Genomic DNA, 19,268 nt, shown 5'->3' on the forward strand with positions numbered 1-19,268 from the left:
TTTGATGACCTATTCCGCTGACCTCGACATTCGTGTCACCGACACCTCCCTGCGTGACGGCTCCCACCACAAACGCCACCAGTTCACCACCACCGAAGTCCGTGACATCGTCACCGCCCTGGACAACTCCGGGGTCCCGGTCATCGAAGTCACCCACGGCGACGGCCTGGGTGGGTCCTCGTTCAACTACGGATTCTCCAAAACCCCCGAACAACAACTCATCACCATCGCCGCCGAAACCGCGAAGACCGCGAAGATCGCGTTCCTGATGCTGCCCGGGGTCGGGGTCAAAGAAGACATCGCGATCTCCCAAGCCAACGGGGCCTCGATCTGCCGGATCGCGACCCACTGCACCGAAGCCGACGTCTCGATCCAGCACTTCGGCTACGCCCGCGACCTCGGCCTGGAAACCGTCGGGTTCCTCATGATGTCGCACACCCAACCCCCCGAAAACCTCGCCAAACAAGCCCGGATCATGGCCGACGCGGGGTGCCAATGCGTCTACATCGTCGATTCGGCCGGTGCGCTGGTCCTCGAGCAGGTCTCCGACCGTGTCGCCGCCCTCGTCACCGAGTTGGGCACCGATGCTCAGGTCGGGTTCCACGGCCACGAGAACCTCGACCTCGCCGTCGCCAACAGCATCTACGCCATCCGGGCCGGGGCCACCCAGATCGATGGGTCCACCCGCCGCTTCGGTGCCGGGGCGGGTAACACCCCGGTCGAAGCGTTGGTCGGGGTCTGCGACAAACTCGACATCAGTACCGGCATCGATTTCTTCGCTATCGCCGATGCCGCCGAAGACGTCGTCCGTCCGGTGATGCCCCAGGAATGCCTACTCGACCGGCAGTCGTTGATGATGGGTTACGCCGGGGTCTACTCCAGCTTCCTCAAACACGCCGAGCGCCAAGCCGAACGCTACGGTGTCTCCGCCGCGCAGATGCTCGTGCGCGCGGGCGAACGCAAACTCGTCGGTGGGCAAGAAGACCAGCTCATCGACATCGCGCTGGAACTCCAACGCGAAACCACCCCGGCCTGACCACGTCGGCCGCCCGCACGGCTGTTGCCGGGCGGGCGGCTGTTGCCGGGCGGGCGGCCGTTGCCGGGCGGGCGGCCGTTGCCGGGCGGGCGGCCGACCGCATACCATCGGTCGCATGGTCCGTCTCCCGCTCAGTCCCGCGCAGGTCGAAGCCGGCCGTCGCCTGGGTCGCCGGATCCGCGCGGCGCGCGGCGACCGCGAACTCACCGAGGTCGCGCACGGCGCGGGGATCTCCCCGGAGACCTTGCGCAAGATCGAGTCGGGCCGCCTGCCCTCGCCCGCCTTCGGCACCGTCGTCGGACTGGCCGAGACGCTGATGATCCCGCTCACCGAGTTGGCCGAGGCGTACCGCACCGAACAGGTCGCCGAGTCCGCCTGATTCCGGCTCCCCGCCGCCCTGGCCGTCGTCGGTCGCCCACGAAGCGGCGGGCATTGTCGAATCCGTGGGCCCGGCGGCGAGGACGTGGCGGTGCGAACGGCTCAGCGCCGGTGCGCCGACTCCTCGTTGTCGTTGTCGTAGCCCAGTGTCACGTCGTGCTCGATCTCACCCCGCGTCACCGCCACCTGGCTGGCCACCGGCGGATAGCCACGCGCGACCACCGTGTACTCCCCTTCCGGCAGATCGGCCACCAGGTAGCGGCCCTGCTCATCGGTGCGAGTGGTCGCGGCGGGATCACCGCCGGCGTCGAGGACGGTGATCTCGATGTCGCCCACGGGACGGTCACCGTCGACCCGGGCGGAGCCGACCAGGATCGCCATCGGTTCCAGATCGATGTCGTGGTGCAGTGAGCCCGTCTCGGGCACGGTGAGCGCGACCGCGGTGGGGCGCATGTGGTCGGCGACCGCGACCAGGGTGTAGGTGCCGCTCACGACATCGCGGCACACGTAGGTGCCGTCCTCGCCGGTGATCGCGGCGCCCACCACTTCACCTTCGGGATCGGTCAGGGTCACGGTGGCTCCCCACAGCGGGTCACCGCGCCGAGCCGAGCGCACGGTGCCGGTGAGCTCCCCCGCACCGGTCAGCGTCAGGTCGACGTGCTGGGCGCGATCCCCGATCGACACGCTCACCGCCTCGGGCTGGTGGCCCGCCGCGGCGGCGATGAGCACATAGTTGCCCGGTTGGGGCGCCGCGATCACATAGGCGCCGTGGGCATCACCGTTGCCGCGCGCCACCTGGTGGCCGTGCTGGTCGATCAGGGTGAGGGTGGCCGAGGGCACCGGTCGTGCGTCGTCGCGGCGCAGCAGGCCCGCGATCACCCGGCCGGTGGCGACGGGACGCAACTTGTCGGCCATCTCGTGCGCGTCGTGCAGGCTCACATCGCGCAGCAGGTCACCGTCGACCGGTTCCTCGGGCACCGGGTCGTCCTGTAGCGGAATCTCTTTCATGAACACCAGCACCAGGCACGCGACGATGGCGAGGTCGGCGGCGAGCATGAACACGCTGTGCATCGCGTCGGTGAAGCCCTCGAGGATCGGGATCCGCAGTTCATCGGGCAGGGCGGCGATGCCACTGGTGTCGCTCTGCAGCGCCGCGAGCTGCTCGGCATCGAATCCGGGCGGCAGCGTGCCGCCGAAGGCTTCCAGGATGGACCCGGACAGCTGGTCGAACAGCACGGTGAGGAACACCGCCACACCGAGGGTGCCACCGAGCTGACGGAAGAAGGTCGCCGCCGCGGTGGACACACCCATCTCGGTGCGGCCCACCGCGTTCTGCGCCGCGATGATCAGGGTCTGCATGCAGCCGCCGAGCCCGAAACCCATGATCGCGCTGTAGGCGAGGGGTTGCCACAGCGGGCCGTCGTAGCTGATCCTGGCGAACAGGGCGCAGCCGATCGCCAGGATCAGCGCACCCAGCACGGGCAGCACCTTGTAGCGGCCACTGGCCTTGGTGATCAGGCCCGACAGTTGGGCGCCGACCATGATGCCCAGCACCAGCGGCAGCATCAGCAAACCGGCCTGGGTCGGCGAGAATCCCCGCACCACCTGCAGGTACTGCGGCACCATCGTGATCGCGCCGAACATCGCCACGCCGATGAGGAACCCGCCGAGAATGGCGATGCTGAAGGTGGAACTGCGGAACAGCCGCAGCGGGATCAACGCCGCGTCCTTCATCAGGAATTCGACGAGCACGAACAGCACCAGCCCCGCCGCGCAGATGCCGTAGCAGATCAGCGATTTCGGCGTGGTCCAACCCCACACCCGGCCCTGCTCGGCCACGACCAGCAACGGCACCACCCCGATCACCAGGGCCAGCGCACCGAACCAGTCGATCCGGCTGCGCTGCAGGGTGGGCGCCACGTTGAGCACCTTCGCCACCACGAGGAACGCGAGTACCCCGACCGGCACGTTCACCAGGAACACCCAGCGCCAGCCCTCGATGCCGCCGAGGCTCTCGTAATCGGACAGGAAACCGCCGACCACCGGGCCCAGCACCGTCGCGATCCCGAAGACCATGAGGAAATACCCCTGGTAGCGGACTCGTTGGCGGGCGGGCACGATGTCGCCGACGATGGTGAACGCCAGCGACATCAACCCACCCGCACCCAGCCCCTGGAACGCGCGGCACCCCGCGAGCTGGTACATGGTGGTGGCGAAACAGCAGGCCGCCGAGCCGATGACGAACAGGGCGATCGCCAGCAGGTAGAACGGTTTGCGCCCGTAGATGTCGGCGAGCTTGCCGTAGAGCGGTGTGGTGACGGTGGCGGTGATCAGGTATGCCGTTGTCGCCCAGGCCTGTTCGTCGAAACCGTCGAGGCTGTTGGAGATCCGCACGATCGCCACGCTGACGATGTTCTGGTCGAGCGCGGCGAGGAACACACCGAGTAGCAGGCCGGACAGAATGGTGAGCGTCTGGCGGTGCGTGAGGCGTGATTCGGCAACAGCGGTATCGGTCATGGAGAAGCCCTGGTTCTGATCGGCTGGCTGGTGGGGCGATCATTCGGCCCACACGAGGGCCGACAACCCCGCTGCGAGGAAAACTTTGCGCCGCGGGTCGAACTCTTCATGCACTGGTGGCCAGAGCTTACTCACGTCGGATCCGCCGCCGTCACCGAGGGATCAAGTTACCGCTCGTTTCGCGCTGAAACGGTGAGCCGATCGGCGATCGCGCACAGTGTGTCCGAACAGCCGGCGCCGATGCGCACGGTGGCGACGTCGTCGGCCCGGGTGGGGCCGCGATTCACGATCACCACCGGCACACCGTTCTTCGCGGCCCGCCGCACGAATCGCCGACCCGACATCACCGTCAGCGACGACCCGGCCACCAGCAGGGCCTGCGCGTGGTCGACCAGTTCGAAGGCGGCGGCCACCCGGTTCGCGGGCACGGACTCACCGAAATAGACGATGTCGGGTTTGAGCATGCCGCCGCACCTGGCGCAGTCCAGCATCCGGAATCGTGCGGTATCGGCCACCACCGCGTCGGCATCAGGGGCGACCTCGATACCCGTGCTGCCCGAGATCTGGTCGGTGAAACCGGGATTCGCGGATTCGAGCCGCTGGGCCAAGGTCATGCGCGAGATCATCGCGGTGCACCGCAGGCAGCACACGCGCGCATAGGTCCCGTGCAGGTCGATCACCCGGCGCGCCCCGGCCTTGGTGTGCAGCAGGTCCACGTTCTGGGTGATCACACCGGACACGATGCCCGCGTGTTCGAGCCGGGCCAGCGCGCGATGACCTCGGTTGGGTCGCGCGGCGTCCATCCGCCGCCAACCGATGTGGTTGCGCGCCCAGTAGCGCTGCCGGAACTCGGGGTCGCCCACGAACTGCTGATAGGTCATCGGGGTGCGCGGCGGCGAGTCGGGACCGCGGTAGTCGGGGATGCCGCTGTCGGTGCTGAGACCGGCCCCGGTGATCGCCACGATACGGCGACCGGCCAGCAGCTCGGCCGCGCGGTGCACCGCGGCCGCAGCGGGATCCTCCATGAATTCATGGTACGAGTGCGAGCACCGCGGCCCCGACCGGGTGAACGCGCCCGGAGTTGCCAGGGTGGGGACGCGAGGACATGATATTGCCTTATGTCCGACAACGACGAGCACGGCCGGGCCGCGCTCAACGGCGCGGTCGACGGAGCCATCGTCTCCGTTCGCCGAATGTTCTATGTCCTGGGTGACGAGGTGGACCGTTCCGAGGGCCCGATCGAGTTCACCTTTCACAACGGCTCCACCCTGCTCCTCGATTCCGGGGTGGACGGAGCGGACCTGCGGATCGTGGCGAGGCCGTGGCGTGATCCCTTCGAACCGCTGGTCGATCCGGTGAACATCGAATATGTCGCCGCGTCGGGCAAGTACACCGCTTTCGACGTGACCGGGGAATCGCCTTACAACGCACTCGCCGGGCGCCGGGTCGACGCGGTCTCGGTGGTGCCGTTGCCCGACGGCCGTCCCCGCGCGGCCACGCTCTACCTCGGCGACTCGCTCGTGAAAGCGGAAACGATCGCCGACGAATTGATCGTCACGCTGGCGTCGGCATGACGTTGCGGCCGCGCGCGGCGTTGCGCTGACGAGGCCGTTCGCGACGACACCGGGGGCGCGGACTCCCACCTGACCGGAAACCGGGCACTTCTCGAGGCAGCATGGGTCGCGGCGACAGCGCCGCAGGGGCGTGGCCGGAAGGGGCGAGCTGGTGAGCGGTGTGATGCCGGAGCAGGTCAGGTGGCGGTCGGGCTGGGGTGTGGCGGCCGGGTTGTTCGTCGCCGTCTTCGTCCTGGTGCCGGCGACCTTCGCGGTGCAGAACGCCTGGTCGGTGCCGGTGCCCCGGGCGATCTCCTTCGCCGAGATCGAACCGGTCGCCACCTCGTACTGGCTCAGCTGGGCGTTGACCCTGGCCGCGCTGTTGACACCCGCACCGCTGCTGGCGTGTGTGCCGGCGGCCCGGCTGATCGCCGTGGGTTACCTGCTCAGCGCCTCGGCGGCGGGTGCCCTGCTCTGCGCGATGACGGTCGCGCTGGCGTTCACCGGCCTCGATCCGGCGTGAGGCTCCCGGTGAACGCGTCGGAGAGTTCGTCGATCACCGTGCCGCGGATCTGCCGGTGTTCGTTGGCCAGCGCGGTGGTCGTGCAGATACCGAAGGCGCCCTGTTCGTCGTAGAGGACGGCCGCGCCCGCGGCGATGCCGTCGTCACTGAGGTGGGCGTCGGCCTCGAGGCCCATGTCGGTCCCGATCGGCATCCGGGAGAAGGTGATCGAGACATCGGTGTTGATGAAACCGATGCCCTCGGTGCCCCAGTTGGTGACCAGGCTGGTCTGCTCGCCGGTCATGGCGGCGTAGCAGAACGCAGAGGCCGGTTCGCCGTCGACGACGGGGATGTTGCGCACCCATTTGCGTTTGCGGGTGTCGTTCTGGTGTTCGGTCATCTTCACCGACCAGCCGTCGGCGTGGCCGTCGCTGCCGAACAGGTGCAGCGCGTCGTCGAGTACGGCCAGCGCGCTCGGCGGCGGCACCGGCCGGTCGCGGTCGGAACGCCACAGCTCACCCGGCGGTTGAGTGGAGCGCTTCAGCAGCAGCGCGCTGCCGCGGGCGAGCACCGTGTCGTCGGCGCGCAGCGTGATCGCGACCGAGCGGACCCGTTTGCCGTCGCGGATCCGTTCACTGGTGACGGTGATCGGCACGGCGGGGACGGCCCGATGCAGGTCGACGGTGAGCCGCGCCGGGACGAACTCGTCGGTGCAGTAGTGCGCTTCCACTTCCCGCGCGATCAGCCCGCACACCGGTGGGCCGGACAGGGTGTTGCGCGCCCAGAGGCTCATCGAGAACCTCGTCGGGCGGAAAACACCGTCGACCTGGGTGAAATACGCCGGGGAAGTACTCATCTCCACCTCTTCTTACGCTGTAACAACATCCTCACAGTAGAACGTGTTTCCAGTCGGTGGGCAAGCTACTCGAGTTCACCCTCGGTCTCGAGGTAGATCTGGCGCAGCTTGTCGAGGATCTCCTGCTCGGGGTGTTCCCACAGTTCGCGTTCGGCCGCTTCCAGCAGACGTTCGGCGATGCCGTGCAGAGCCCAGGGGTTGGACTGCTCCATGAACTTGCGGTTCACGTCGTCGAACACGTAACTCTCGGAGAGCTTTTCGTACATCCAGTCGGCGACCACATTGGTGGTGGCGTCGTAACCGAACAGGTAGTCGACGGTGGCGGCCATCTCGAAGGCGCCCTTGTAGCCGTGGCGGCGCATCGCCTCGAGCCAGCGCGGATTCACCACGCGGGCACGGAACACCCGCGCGGTCTCCTCCGACAGGGTGCGGGTACGCACGGCGTCGGGGCGGGTGGAGTCGCCGATGTAGGCCTCGGGGTTCTTGCCGGTCAGCGCGCGGACGGTGGCGACCATGCCACCGTGGTACTGGAAGTAGTCGTCGGAGTCGGCGATGTCGTGCTCGCGGGTGTCGGTGTTCTTGGCCGCCACCGCGATGCGCTTGTAGGCGGTACGCATGTCGTCGGCGGCGGGGGCGCCGTCGAGATCGCGACCGTAGGCGTAACCACCCCAGGTGGTGTACACCTGTGCGAGGTCGTCATCGGTGCGCCAGCTCTTGGAATCGATCAGCTGGAGCAGACCCGCACCGTAGGTACCCGGCTTGGAACCGAAGATGCGGGTGGTGGCGCGGCGGTCGTCGCCGTGTTCGGCGAGGTCCGACTGGGCGTGGGCGCGAACGTAGTTGGACTCGGCGGGCTCGTCCAGACCGGCGACGAGGCGGACCGCGTCGTCGAGCAGGGCCAGCACGTGTGGGAAGGCGTCGCGGAAGAAACCCGAGATGCGAACCGTGACGTCGATGCGGGGACGGGCGAGTTCGTCGAGGGAGATCACCTCGAGGGCGGTGACGCGGCGGCTCGCCTCGTCCCACACCGGCCGCACGCCCAGCAGCGCGAAGACCTCGGCGATGTCGTCGCCGGAGGTCCGCATGGCCGAGGTGCCCCACACCGACAGGCCGACCGACTTCGGGTACTCGCCGTGATCGGCCAGATACCGCGCGAGCAGCGACTCCGCCATCGCCTGACCCGTTTCCCAGGCCAGCCTCGACGGGACGGCCTTGGGATCGACGGAGTAGAAGTTGCGGCCCGTCGGCAGCACGTTGATCAGCCCACGCAATGGTGAGCCGCTCGGGCCCGCGGGGATGAAACCGCCGTTGAGCGCGTGCAGGACCCGGGTGGTCTCGATGCCGGTCTCGCGCAGGCGCGGGACGACCTCGGTCGCGGCGAACCGCAGGACCGCCTTCACCGCATCGAGGCGCCCGCTCACGGAAACACGGTCCGTCGCCGCGGTGCTGCCGGGGACGGCCGGAGCGGCGGGGGTCATCGAATTCGTGGCAGCGTCGCTCGGCGCATTCTCGGCAGCGGCAGCCGTCACGTTCTCAGCGGCGCCGGCCGTCACGCTCTCAGCAGCGAACACTGCGGCGGCGGAATCGTCCACTTCCCCGGCGAGAATGGCGGTGGCGTAGTCGTCGACCAGGGCGTCGACCGCGTCCACCGACCAGTCCGTCGCCTGCAGGGCACCGAGCAGTTCGCGTGCACGGGCTTCCACCACGTCGACGCGCACCCGCGCCTCGTCGCCCGCTTCGCTGAGCCCCAAGGCTTCGCGCAGACCGGGCACGTTCTGTTCGCCGCCCCACAGCTGGCGGGCGCGCAGCATGGCCAGCACCAAGTCGAGTTCCATCTCGCCCTCGGGTGCTTGGCCGAGGATGTGCAGGCCGTCGCGGATCTGGACGTCCTTGATCTCGCAGAGCCAGCCGTCGACGTGCAGGAGCATGTCGTCGAAGACGTCTTCGTCGGGGCGTTCGGCCAGACCCAGGTCGTGGTCCATCTTGGCCGCGCGCATCAGGGTCCAGATCTGCTGGCGGATGGCGGGCAGCTTGGCGGGGTCGAGGGCGGAGATGTTGGCGTGCTCGTCGAGCAACTGCTCGAGGCGGGAGATGTCGCCGTAGGTTTCGGCGCGCGCCATCGGCGGGATCAGGTGGTCGACGAGGGTGGCGTGGGCGCGGCGCTTGGCCTGAGTGCCCTCGCCCGGGTCGTTGACCAGGAACGGGTAGATCAGCGGCAGGTCACCGAGAGCGGCGTCGGTGCCGCACGACGCCGACATACCGAGGGTCTTTCCGGGCAGCCATTCCAGGTTGCCGTGCTTGCCGAGGTGCACCATCGCGTCGGCACCGAAGCCGTCCGGCGCCGCCAGCCAGCGGTAGGCGGCCAGGTAGTGATGGCTCGGCGGCAGGTCGGGGTCGTGGTAGATGGCGACCGGATTCTCCCCGAACCCGCGCGGCGGCTGCACCATGAGCACCACATTGCCGAAACGCAGGGCGGCGATGACGATCTCGCCCTTCGGGTCGGCGGAGCGGTCGACGTAGAGTTCGCCCGGCGGCGGGCCCCACGCCTTGATCACGGCCTCGCGCAGGTCGGCGGGCAGGGAATCGAACCAGCGCGTGTAGGTGACGGCGCCGATGCGGATCGGATTGCCCTCCAACTGTTCGGCGCTCAACCAGTCGGGGTCTTGGCCGCCCGCGGCGATCAAGGCGTGGATCAAGGCGTCACCGTCGCGTGCGACCAGGCCGGGGATCTCGTCGAGATCGCCGAGATCGTAACCGGCGGTGTGTAGTTCGGTGAGCAGGCGGATGGCGCTGGCTGGGGTGTCGAGGCCGACGGCGTTGCCGATCCGGGCGTGCTTGGTCGGGTAGGCCGAGAGCATGAGCGCGATCCGCTTGTCGGCGTTCGGGATGTGGCGCAGGCGGGCGTGGCGCACCGCGATCCCGGCGACACGGGCGGCGCGTTCGGGATCGGGAACGTAGGTGGACAGGCCGTCCTCGTCGAATTCCTTGAACGAGAACGGCACGGTGATGATGCGGCCGTCGAACTCCGGCACCGCCACCTGGGTGGCGACATCGAGGGGCGAGAGGCCGTCGTCGTTGGCCTCCCACTGCGCGCGACCGCTGGTCAGGCACAGGCCCTGCAGGATCGGCACGTCCAGGGCGGCCAGGGCGGCCACGTCCCAGGCTTCGTCGTCGCCACCGGCCGAGGCGGTGGCGGGCTTGCTGCCGCCCGCGGCGAGCACCGTCACGACCAAGGCGTCGGCGCGTCCCAGCAGGGTGAGCAGTTCGGGCTCGGCGGTGCGCAGCGACGCCGCGTAGACCGGCAGGGCGCGCGCGCCCTTGGCTTCGATCGCGGTACACAGGGCGTCGACGTAGCCGGTGTTGCCCGCCAGATGCTGGGCGCGGTAGTAGACGACGGCGACGGTCGGGGCGTGCGGTTCCAGGATGCGCGCCGACCGCTCGAGCTCGCCCCAGGTGGGCAGTTGCACGGGCGGTTCGAAACCGTGGCCGGTGAGCAGCACCGTGTCGGAGAGGAAGTTGTAGAGCTGGCGCAGGTTGTCGGCGCCACCGGCGGCCAGATAGTTGTGCGCGTCGGCGGCGACGCCGACCGGCACGGTGGAACACTCCATCAGTTCGGCGTCGGGCGCGATCTCCCCGCCCAGCGCCACCATCGGCACCCCACTGGCCCGTACCGCGTCCAGGCCATCTTCCCAGGCCCGCTTGCCGCCGAGGATGCGCACGATCACCAGGTCAGCGCCGTCGAGCAGCTCCGCGAGATCCTCGACCAGCAGCCGGGCGGGGTTGCCCCACCGGTACTCGGCGCCGCTCGCGCGCGCGCTCAGCAGATCGGTGTCGGAGGTGGACAGCAGCAGGATCACAGGGTGAGACCTTCCTCGGGTTGACGCGCCCATCGGGGGTTGCGGTGCTCGCCGGAGAGGGTCTGGCTGTTCACAGTGGCGCGACCGCACCGGATTTCCACCGGTTTCCTCGTCACCCGCCGAGCAAGCCGATCGTACTGGCCCCACCCCACCCACAACTTTCCAGCCCGCTCCCACACCTGGACAACCGACCATCAGGCGCTGGCGTAACCATCGCCCGAGAGCGTTTCTGCACAGCAGCCTGATGATCTTGATCAGTGGGTGCGGCGCCGGAGCGTCGACGGTGATCTCAGCTCGGGCGGTCCGGGGCAGGGGTGGGTTCGCACGGCATGGCCAGGGTCAGGAGGTCGCCGTCGTCGGCGGACCGGATCCGGACGGGCAGGTCGGGAGCGGTGAGGTCGAGCATCACGTCGGGACCGATCGCGCTCGCCACCGCCGGGTACAGGGTGGTGACGATGAAGTGGCTCGTCGTCGCCGGGCCGCTGACGGTCGCCGATAGAGAGTGCGGCGGGTAGGTGAACACCGTGGGCGATGTTCCGTGGCAGTTCGACCGGTCACCGCCTGCCGTGGACGGGGCGACACTGCCGGTCGACCAGGATGATCGCGAATCGTCAGCAACCGCCGCTGGCGCAACACTGCTCGTCGCCCCGGATGATCGCGGGTCGTCAGCAGCCGCCGCCGGCGCAACACTGCTCGTCGCCCCGGATGATCGCGAATCGTCAGCAACCGCCGCCGGCGCAACACTGCTCGTCGCCCCAGATGATCGCGAATCGTCAGCAACCGCCGCCGGCGCAACACTGCTCGTCGCCCCAGATGGTCGTGGATCGTCGGCAGCCGCTGATCGCCAGGGGTCGCGCGCCGGCGAGGGCTGGCCGCCGGCCGCCACTGACCGAGAGCGATGGAGGTCGTCGGAGGGGACCAGCTCGCAGGACGTGATGGTCACACTGCCCGTGGGATCCACTCGCAGCGAGACTGCCGGCGAGGGGCTGCTCTCCAGCGCGTCGAGCAGGGTGGTGCGAGCGAACACGACCCGGGTACGCACCGGTGGCAGGGCGGTCAGCATGGCACGGTAGTCGGGGAAGTCCTCGGGCGAGCGACGACAACGTCGGACCTCGGGCGCGGGGTGCGGCACATCTGAAAGAGCCGATTTCGTCGATCCCGGTACCGCGTGGGGTGCGGGATCCGGTGTGACGGCACGGAACTCGATGTGCGACGCGCTCGGCCGGATCTCGACGCTGTGCCGGCGACGTAGCCAGGACAGCGACGAACGGAGATCGCCGGCATCGACGGTGACCGTCCATGCCGCGGCGGATGCGGCGGTGGGTCGCAGTGTTCTCGTGGTCAGCCGGTAGCGGTCCGTGGCGGTGAGAGTCAGCGCCTGGGCGAAGGATCCGATGGTGATCAGGTCGTTGTCGGGCACCGATTCATCCTCGGGGTTCGACCGAGTCGAAGGTCAAGACCGCGTTTCGGTGGTACCTGCCGCGACCATGTCCGGGGAGCCCGTGCCCAGGTGGCGGTAGACGTTGGCGATCACCAGTTGCCCGAGGGTGTTGTTGCCGTAGCCGCCGATGACGGCGCCGATTCCGGCCGGGATGAGGGTGCCGAACACCAGCAGCCCGCGCCTGACCACGTAGTTGACGATGAACCGTTTGGCCGGGGAGTCGGGCATGCTGTTCAGGCCGGGGATGTGGTCGGTGACCACCGAGAGCCACTGGCCCTTCGTGTGTCCGGCCGTCTGATCGAGCACCTTGGTGCCCTCCTCGCCGAGCACCACCTTCGACACCAGCTTCTCCTGCCGCGGATCGGCGGGGTCGAGGCCGTAGGCCGCGGCGGCACCGACGGAGAACACCGACGACGCCTCGACGAACACGACCGTGTCCACACCGGTGGCGGCCAGACCGATCAACGTGCCGATCCCGGGCACCGCGGCGGTGAGACCCACCGTCACGCCACTGGCCGTGACCACCACCAGGTACTGGCGGGACAGGCGCTGCACGATCTGCACCGGCGAATCCTGCGGGTGCCTGGTGCCGAGCCAGTCCACGTAGCGGTGCACCACCGGCGCTTGCGCGTGCGCGAGCCTGTCGAGGGCGGGAACAACGCGCTTGTCCACGAATTCACGCAACATACGGTGGGCTCTCCTGTCAGCGTTCTTCTGGCGAAAGATCCGCCACTCACCCTAGGCGAGTACCCCGGACCGCCCGGTCAAGCGAGTCGGCCTCGTCACAGCGAGTTCCACTCTCGCGGGCCAGGTCACCCACCGTGCGCACGAACCGGGCCGGGCAGCCCGTGCGCACCACCGGGCTCAACGGCAACACCGGCCACCACCGAGCCCAGCAGCACTCCACCACCGAGCCGAGCAGGCACCCCACCACCGAGCCGAGCAGGCACCCCACCACCGAGCCCAGCACCCCACCGCCCTGCCAGCGCCCGACCGCTGGACCCCGCCAGCACCCCACCGCCCTGCCAGCGACCCACCGCTGGGCCCACAGCACCGGGCCCCAACGCGGTCGATCACCTGGCCGGGCAGCACCGCAACGCCGCCATCACCCGGTCGGCCATTGCCGCGCCACCGCCGTGCGTGAACAGGGTCGTAGGCTGGACAGATCATGAGCAGGAGTACTCCCGATTCTTGTCCAGGGGTTCTGCGGTTGCATCAGGCCGCCGACGGCCCGCTGGCGCGGATCCGTGTGCCCGGCGGTCGACTCGAACCCGCGCAGCTGCAGGCGCTGGCCGAGGCGGCGCACGAGCTGGGTAACGGTGCGCTCGAACTCACCTCGCGGGGCAATGTGCAGTTGCGCCAGGTCAGCGATGCCGCCGCGCTCGCGGTGCGCCTGGACGCGGCGGGCCTGCTGCCCAGCCGAACCCATGAGCGGGTGCGCAATATCGTCGCCTCCCCGCTGTCCGGGCGGGTCGGTGGGTTCGCTGATGTGCACGGATTGGCGGCGCGCCTGGACGCGGGGTTGCAGGCCGACGCCCGGTTGGCGGAGCTTCCTGGTCGCGTCCTGTTCACCCTTGACGACGGTCGCGGCGACGTGAGCTCGCTGCGCGGCGACATCGGCATCCACGCCCTCGGCGAGGACGAGTTCGCGCTGGTGCTCGCCGGGGCCGGCATCGGGGTGCGCGTCACCGCGAGCGAAGCGGTCGGGGTGATGCTCGACGCCGCGCACGGGTTCCTCGACCTGCGCGGTGCGGGTGAGATCGGGCAGTGGCGCCTCCACGAGATCCCGGGTGGTGCCGAAACAGTCACCGAAACGCTGGACCGCTCCCCCACCGGCGCAGCACTGGAACTCGGTGCGACCCATGACGTTCCGATCGGCTGGCTCGACCAGGACAACGGCCTGGTCACGCTCGGCGCGGGCGTGCCACTGGGCACCCTGCCCGCGCGGACCGCCGAGTTCCTCGCCGCCATCGAACGGCCCGTCTTCGTCACCCCGTGGCGCAGCCTGGTGATCACCGATCTCGACGAGGGCCCGGCCGAGACCGTGGTGCGGGTGCTCGCCCCGATGGGCCTGATCTTCGACGCGAAGTCGCCGTGGTTACAGGCCAGTGCGTGTGCGGGTCGCCCCGGGTGCGCCAAATCGCGCACCGACGTCCGCGCCGACCTGAGTGCGGCCGTCGAATCCGGTCGCATACCGCCTGCCGACACCACCTTCGGCGCACAACCACGCACCACCGATCCCGCTGCGTCCGACGATTCGGCACCCTTGTTCGACGCGGCGGACGTGGCGGTGCTTGGCCGTCAGCACTGGTCGGGTTGCGATCGTCGCTGCGGGCGGCCCACGGGCCCCGTCACCGATGTCGTCGCCACCGAACACGGCTACCGCATCGAGGCCACCCACACGCCGTGACGAACTCCCGCTAGCGAGAGCACCAACGAAACCGCGGCAGTCGTCGCACAAAGACCAGCGACCACACGAGGGGATTCAGCCGACCGCGCTCCGGAGCCGACCGCGCCGAACACCACGTCGGAGCCAGGTTCTAGGGTTGTCCGCATGTCCGATGTGCGTACCAGCTACCTCACCGACGGCGCCGAGATCTACCGGCGCTCGTTCGCGACGATCCGCGCCGAAGCCGATCTCGCCGGTTTCCCCGCCGACGTCGAGCGAGTGGCGGTGCGCATGATCCACGGGTGCGGGCAGGTCGATCTCGCCGGCGACATCGCTTACACCCCCGATGTGGTCGCCGCCGCCCGCACCGCCCTGCGCGCGGGCAAACCGATCATCTGCGACGCGAACATGGTCGCGGCCGGGGTGACCCGCAAGCGTCTGCCCGCCGACAACGCCGTGTTGTGCAACCTGACCGACCCGCGGGTGCCGGAACTGGCCGCGCGCCTGGGCAACACCCGGTCGGTGGCCGCGCTGGAGCTGCTGGCCGAACAACTCGACGGCGCGGTGGTGGCGATCGGCAACGCCCCGACCGCCCTGTTCCACCTGCTCGACATGCTCGATGCGGGCGCGCCGCGCCCGGCCGCGATCATCGGCATCCCGGTCGGCTTCATCGGCGCCGCCGAATCCAAGCAGGCGCTGATCGAGTTCGGCGGTATCGAATACCTCACCGTCCGGGGCAGGCGAGGCGGCAGCGCGATCACCGCGTCGGCACTGAACGCGATTGCGAGCGAACAAGAATGAGCGAAAGCACCGGTAAACTGTGGGGCATCGGGCTCGGTCCGGGCGACCCCGAACTGGTGACGGTGAAAGCGGCCAGGCTCATCGCCGAAGCCGATGTCGTCGCCTTCCACAGCGCCCGGCACGGGCGCAGCATCTCGCGCGCCATCGCCGAGCCCTATCTGCGCGCGGACCAGATCGAGGAGCACCTCGTCTACCCCGTGACCACCGAAACCACCGATCATCCCGGCGGGTACCAGGGTGCGATCGACGAGTTCTACGAGCAGGCCGCCGCCCGGCTCGCGGTACACCTCGCCGCCGGGCGCACCGTCGCGCTGCTCGCCGCGGGCGACCCGCTGTTCTACAGCTCCTACATGCACATGCACCGCCGCCTCGCCGACCGCTTCGACACCGAGATCGTTCCCGGCATCACCTCGGTGAGTGCCGCGTCGGCCGCGCTGGGTACCCCGCTGGTCGAGGGCGAGCAGGTGCTCACGGTGCTGCCCGGCACCATGCCCGTCGACGAGCTCACCCAGCGCCTGCGCGACACCGACGCCGCGGCGATCATGAAGCTGGGGCGCACCTTTCCCGGTGTGCGCCGCGCTCTTTCGGACTCCGGCCGACTCGACGACGCCTACTATGTCGAGCGCGCGAGCAGCACCCGCCAGCGGGTGCTGGCGGTCGCGGACGTGAACGACGCCGACGTGCCGTACTTCTCGATCACGCTGGTCCCGGGCCCGGCTCCGACCACCCCGATCCCGACCGGCAGCGATCGAGTCGCACCCGGTACAGCGACCCTGCTCTCCCCCGGGTCGCACGCTGCGACCACACCGAACGATTCGGCTCTCCCGGCCGCCGCCCCTGCCGGTACCACCACCCCGCCGAACAACGCGGGCGCGGCGGAGTCGACCTCCTCGGCGACACCGGCCGACCCCGCCGTGCGACGCGCGGACGCGCCCGCACCACAGCGGCTCCCCGGCGAATCAACGAGCACCCCGGGTGAAGTCGTCGTCGTGGGGCTCGGCCCCGGCGACACCGAGTGGACGACCCCACAGGTCACCGCGGCCCTGGCCGAGGCGACCGACCTCGTCGGCTACACCACCTACATCAATCGTGTCCCCGAGCGCGCCGGACAGCGCAGGCACGCCAGCGACAACAAGGTCGAATCCGAGCGGGCCGCGATGGCGCTGGATCTGGCCAAGCGGGGCGCTCGCGTGGCCGTGGTCTCCTCGGGTGATCCGGGGGTGTTCGCCATGGCCGCGGCCGTGCTGGAGGTATCCGCCGACCCGCAGTTCGAGGATGTTGCGGTGCGGGTGCTGCCGGGGCTCACCGCAGCCAATGCCGTCGCGAGCCGGGTCGGTGCGCCCCTCGGACACGACTACGCGATGATCTCGCTGTCGGATCGGCTCAAGCCGTGGGAGGTCGTAGCGCAGCGGCTCGCGGCGGTCGCCGCGGCCGACATGGCCATCGCCGTCTACAACCCGGCCTCCTCGCAGCGACGCTGGCAGGTCGGCGCCATGCGCGATGTGCTGCTGGCGCACCGGAAGCCGGACACACCGGTGGTGCTGGGCCGCGACGTCGGCGGGCCCACCGAGACCGTCCGGGTGAGCACCCTGGGCGAACTCGACCCCGACGAGGTGGACATGCGCACCCTGCTGATCATCGGTTCCTCGACGACCACCGCCTTCGACACACCCGCGGGGACCCGCGTGTTCACCGCACGCCGGTACGGCTCGACATAGCGCGATCCACGTCCGGTAGATCTCGGCGATCGCCGCGTGCGGTGGCACACTGGTTGCGCGGGCTTGCCCGTGAGTACACAGCGTGACATCTCGTTTCCTGGTTCGATTCCCCAACGCGTCCCACGAGGACGATGAAAGGACTCACCACGATGAGAGTTCAGCACCACGCACGTCGCACACTCGGTTCCGAGATCCGGCACGGTCTGGCGGTCGGTCTGACCGCCGTCGCGCTGGGAGCCGCCGCGGCCGGAATCGCCGTGCCGGCCACCGCGTCGGCCGAACCACCGGTCGCGCCGCCGGCTCCCGCCGAATCCGCGGCGCCTGGCGAAACAGCTCCTGGCGGCACGGCACCCGCCGGCGCGTCACCCGGGGTGCTCGCGGCACCGGGCGATTCCGCGGACCCGGTCAACCCGGGTGAGCCCGATCCGGCGGCGCCCGTTGCACCCGAGCAAGACGATGCCACCGCGATCAGCATCACCGTGCTGGTCCAGGGAGAACCCTTCACGGTGAGCGTCGAGAGCACGGCCACGGTCGCGGACCTGAAGGCGGCGGTCGAGGCGGAGACCGGAGTTCCGGTCGCCGAGCAGGAACTCGTCGCCGAGGACGGTGCTCCGCTGGAGGATTCGAAGACAGTGGCGTCCTACGAACTGTCCGACGGTGCCGTCGTGAATCTCGAACCGGTCCAGAGCTGACCGGTTCACCGACGTGGCGGTGGCGTTCGGCACGCATTGTTCCGGGCGCCACCGCCGCACTCCCCGCGAACACACCCCTCCCGTACTGTTGGTGCGCCGCACACCCTGGCGTAACATTCCACTTAGGAATGTAGTTCGAAGGGAGTTGTCCGTTGACCGACACCGCGACTCGACGCCGCCCACTGAACTCGACAGCGGCCTCACTACTGGGCTTCCTGCACGAGGGCCCGAAGTCGGGGTGGGACCTGGCCACCCAGGCCCAGCAACGCATCGGTGACTTCTGGACCATCACCCAGAGCCAGGTCTACCGCGAACTGTCCACCATGGACGCGGCGGGGCTGGTGACCAAGGGCGAACGCGGTGCCAGAGAACGCATTCCGTACCGCATCACCGAAGCCGGCCGGGAGGTCTTCGCCGAATGGATCGCCCGCGATCCCGGCGCCGAGACCATCCGGGTACCGCTGCTGCTCACGCTGTCCTTCGGCGAACACCTCGAGCCCGCGCACCGCGATCGGATCATCGCCGCCAACAGGGACATTCACCAAGACCGGCTCGACCGCTACCTCGACGAGGACCAGGACGCCCTGGCACCACACCAGCGCGCCACCCTCCAGTTCGGGATCGCCTACGAGCGCGCCGTCCTGGCGTGGTTCGACCAGCTACCCCACATCTTCGCGAGCTCACACAGCGTGCGCTGAGCTCAGTGCACGCTGTGTGAGCCGACGGTCCGCAACCAGTCGACAGCGGCCGACACATCGTCGACCGCGACGGCTCCGGCGGGCAGCGGTGGCCGATCGATCATCACGACCGGCACTCCCGCCGTGCGGGCGGCGTCGATCTTCGCCTCGGTCTGCGCACCTCCGCTGTTCTTGGTGACCAGCACGTCGATGCGGTGGCGCGACATCAGCACCAGTTCCTCGTCGAAGGTGAACGGCCCACGCGCCAGCAGCAATTCGTAGCGTTGCGGCAGCGGGGTCTGGGGTGCGTCGATGGCGCGGATAACGAAGCGGTGCCGCACGCAGTCGGCGAACGCGCCGACTCCTTGGCGGCCGATGGTGAGCAGGACTCGTTCGCCGTGCTGCGACAGGGCGGCCGCGGCCGCGGCCAGGTCGGGTACGCGTGTCCACAGGTCGCCGCGGCGCTGCACCCATTCGGGGCGGCACAGGTGTACCGCGGGCAGGTCGAGATCCGCAGCGGCGGTCGCGGCGTGGGCGCTGACCTGGGTCGCGAAGGGATGGGTGGCGTCCACGACAGCATTGATGCGATTCTCGCGCAGCCAGGTTCGCAGGCCCTCGACGCCACCGAACCCGCCGATGCGCACCGGGCCGACGGGTAACCGCGGATTGGCCACTCGTCCGGCGAGGGAGGACACGATGTCGAATCCTCGTTCCCCGGACGCGATCCGGGCCAGCTCCCGGGCTTCGCCCGTGCCGCCGAGGATCAGGATCCTCAGGGCTGCCCGCCGACGTAGGCCCAGTCAGCGATGCCGGTCACGAAGGGTGTCGGCAGCGCGGGGGTGGTGCACTTC

Annotated in this window: 17 protein-coding genes; 10 read left to right on the forward strand and 7 right to left on the reverse strand. The window is 69.4% G+C overall.

Annotation, left to right across the window (positions count from 1 at the left end):
* The first annotated feature begins 4 nt into the window (after positions 1–4).
* Both dmpG and ACFO5K_RS20385 read left to right on the forward strand, forming a co-directional pair.
* Positions 5–1,036 carry a 4-hydroxy-2-oxovalerate aldolase gene (gene dmpG, locus ACFO5K_RS20380; protein ID WP_378565227.1) on the forward strand — a complete coding sequence of 344 codons (1,032 nt, stop codon included), beginning with the start codon at positions 5–7 and terminating at the stop codon, positions 1,034–1,036.
* 115 nt (positions 1,037–1,151) lie between these two features.
* Entirely contained in the window at positions 1,152–1,415 is a 264-nt protein-coding gene (locus tag ACFO5K_RS20385; RefSeq protein WP_378565230.1) for a helix-turn-helix domain-containing protein, read from the forward strand.
* A gap of 101 nt (positions 1,416–1,516) precedes the next feature.
* Here ACFO5K_RS20385 and ACFO5K_RS20390 read toward each other — a convergent pair whose 3' ends face one another.
* A complete protein-coding gene (locus ACFO5K_RS20390) occupies positions 1,517–3,931 on the reverse strand; it encodes an MFS transporter (RefSeq protein ID WP_378565233.1) in 2,415 nt (804 codons plus the stop codon).
* Between the two features lie 167 nt (positions 3,932–4,098).
* The gene (locus ACFO5K_RS20395; RefSeq protein ID WP_378565236.1) at positions 4,099–4,956 is read right to left on the reverse strand and encodes a Sir2 family NAD-dependent protein deacetylase; all 858 of its coding nucleotides are present in this window, start codon (positions 4,954–4,956) and stop codon (positions 4,099–4,101) included.
* 93 nt (positions 4,957–5,049) lie between these two features.
* Here ACFO5K_RS20395 and ACFO5K_RS20400 point away from each other — a divergent pair, with 93 nt between their 5' ends.
* Positions 5,050–5,505 (forward strand): hypothetical protein, encoded by a 456-nt coding sequence (locus ACFO5K_RS20400; protein ID WP_378565239.1) that lies wholly within the window; start codon positions 5,050–5,052, stop codon positions 5,503–5,505.
* A 151-nt stretch (positions 5,506–5,656) separates the two neighbouring features.
* Positions 5,657–6,007, forward strand: coding sequence for a hypothetical protein (locus ACFO5K_RS20405; RefSeq protein ID WP_378565242.1), 351 nt, complete (start codon positions 5,657–5,659; stop codon positions 6,005–6,007).
* On the opposite strand, the gene ACFO5K_RS20410 is transcribed toward ACFO5K_RS20405, so the two are convergent.
* The 4 genes from ACFO5K_RS20410 to ACFO5K_RS20425 form a co-directional block, all read right to left on the reverse strand.
* Entirely contained in the window at positions 5,985–6,842 is an 858-nt protein-coding gene (locus tag ACFO5K_RS20410) for an acyl-CoA thioesterase domain-containing protein (protein ID WP_378565245.1), read from the reverse strand. The genes ACFO5K_RS20405 and ACFO5K_RS20410 overlap by 23 nt on opposite strands.
* A gap of 65 nt (positions 6,843–6,907) precedes the next feature.
* Positions 6,908–10,699 (reverse strand): cobaltochelatase subunit CobN, encoded by a 3,792-nt coding sequence (cobN, locus tag ACFO5K_RS20415; RefSeq protein ID WP_378565248.1) that lies wholly within the window; start codon positions 10,697–10,699, stop codon positions 6,908–6,910.
* A 289-nt stretch (positions 10,700–10,988) separates the two neighbouring features.
* A complete protein-coding gene (locus ACFO5K_RS20420) occupies positions 10,989–11,222 on the reverse strand; it encodes a hypothetical protein (protein ID WP_378565251.1) in 234 nt (77 codons plus the stop codon).
* 930 nt (positions 11,223–12,152) lie between these two features.
* A complete protein-coding gene (locus ACFO5K_RS20425; RefSeq protein WP_378565254.1) occupies positions 12,153–12,827 on the reverse strand; it encodes a hypothetical protein in 675 nt (224 codons plus the stop codon).
* Between the two features lie 134 nt (positions 12,828–12,961).
* Between ACFO5K_RS20425 and ACFO5K_RS20430 the strand changes: the two genes are divergently transcribed.
* The 6 genes from ACFO5K_RS20430 (at position 12,962) to ACFO5K_RS20455 (ending at position 18,438) form a co-directional block, all read left to right on the forward strand.
* Complete coding sequence (locus ACFO5K_RS20430; RefSeq protein WP_378565257.1) at positions 12,962–13,312, forward strand: hypothetical protein; 351 nt, start codon at positions 12,962–12,964, stop codon at positions 13,310–13,312.
* On the forward strand, positions 13,309–14,550 hold the full coding sequence (cobG, locus tag ACFO5K_RS20435) for a precorrin-3B synthase (RefSeq protein ID WP_378565260.1): 1,242 nt from the start codon (positions 13,309–13,311) through the stop codon (positions 14,548–14,550). The genes ACFO5K_RS20430 and cobG overlap by 4 nt, the downstream gene beginning before the upstream one ends.
* Before the next feature lie 144 nt (positions 14,551–14,694).
* Positions 14,695–15,330, forward strand: a complete 636-nt coding sequence (locus ACFO5K_RS20440) for a precorrin-8X methylmutase (protein ID WP_378565262.1) — start codon at positions 14,695–14,697, stop codon at positions 15,328–15,330.
* Complete coding sequence (locus tag ACFO5K_RS20445; protein WP_378565265.1) at positions 15,327–17,048, forward strand: precorrin-2 C(20)-methyltransferase; 1,722 nt, start codon at positions 15,327–15,329, stop codon at positions 17,046–17,048. The genes ACFO5K_RS20440 and ACFO5K_RS20445 overlap by 4 nt, the downstream gene beginning before the upstream one ends.
* Positions 17,049–17,197: 149 nt before the next feature.
* A complete protein-coding gene (locus tag ACFO5K_RS20450) occupies positions 17,198–17,740 on the forward strand; it encodes a ubiquitin-like domain-containing protein (protein ID WP_378565268.1) in 543 nt (180 codons plus the stop codon).
* A gap of 152 nt (positions 17,741–17,892) precedes the next feature.
* Entirely contained in the window at positions 17,893–18,438 is a 546-nt protein-coding gene (locus ACFO5K_RS20455) for a PadR family transcriptional regulator (RefSeq protein WP_378565271.1), read from the forward strand.
* A 2-nt stretch (positions 18,439–18,440) separates the two neighbouring features.
* Here the strand turns inward: ACFO5K_RS20455 and ACFO5K_RS20460 are convergent, their stop codons facing one another.
* Positions 18,441–19,193 carry a cobalt-precorrin-6A reductase gene (locus tag ACFO5K_RS20460; protein ID WP_378566223.1) on the reverse strand — a complete coding sequence of 251 codons (753 nt, stop codon included), beginning with the start codon at positions 19,191–19,193 and terminating at the stop codon, positions 18,441–18,443.
* Between the last annotated feature and the right edge of the window lie 75 nt (positions 19,194–19,268).

The sequence above is a fragment of the Nocardia halotolerans genome (assembly GCF_042650145.1).
Taxonomy (GTDB): Bacteria; Actinomycetota; Actinomycetes; order Mycobacteriales; family Mycobacteriaceae; genus Nocardia; species Nocardia halotolerans.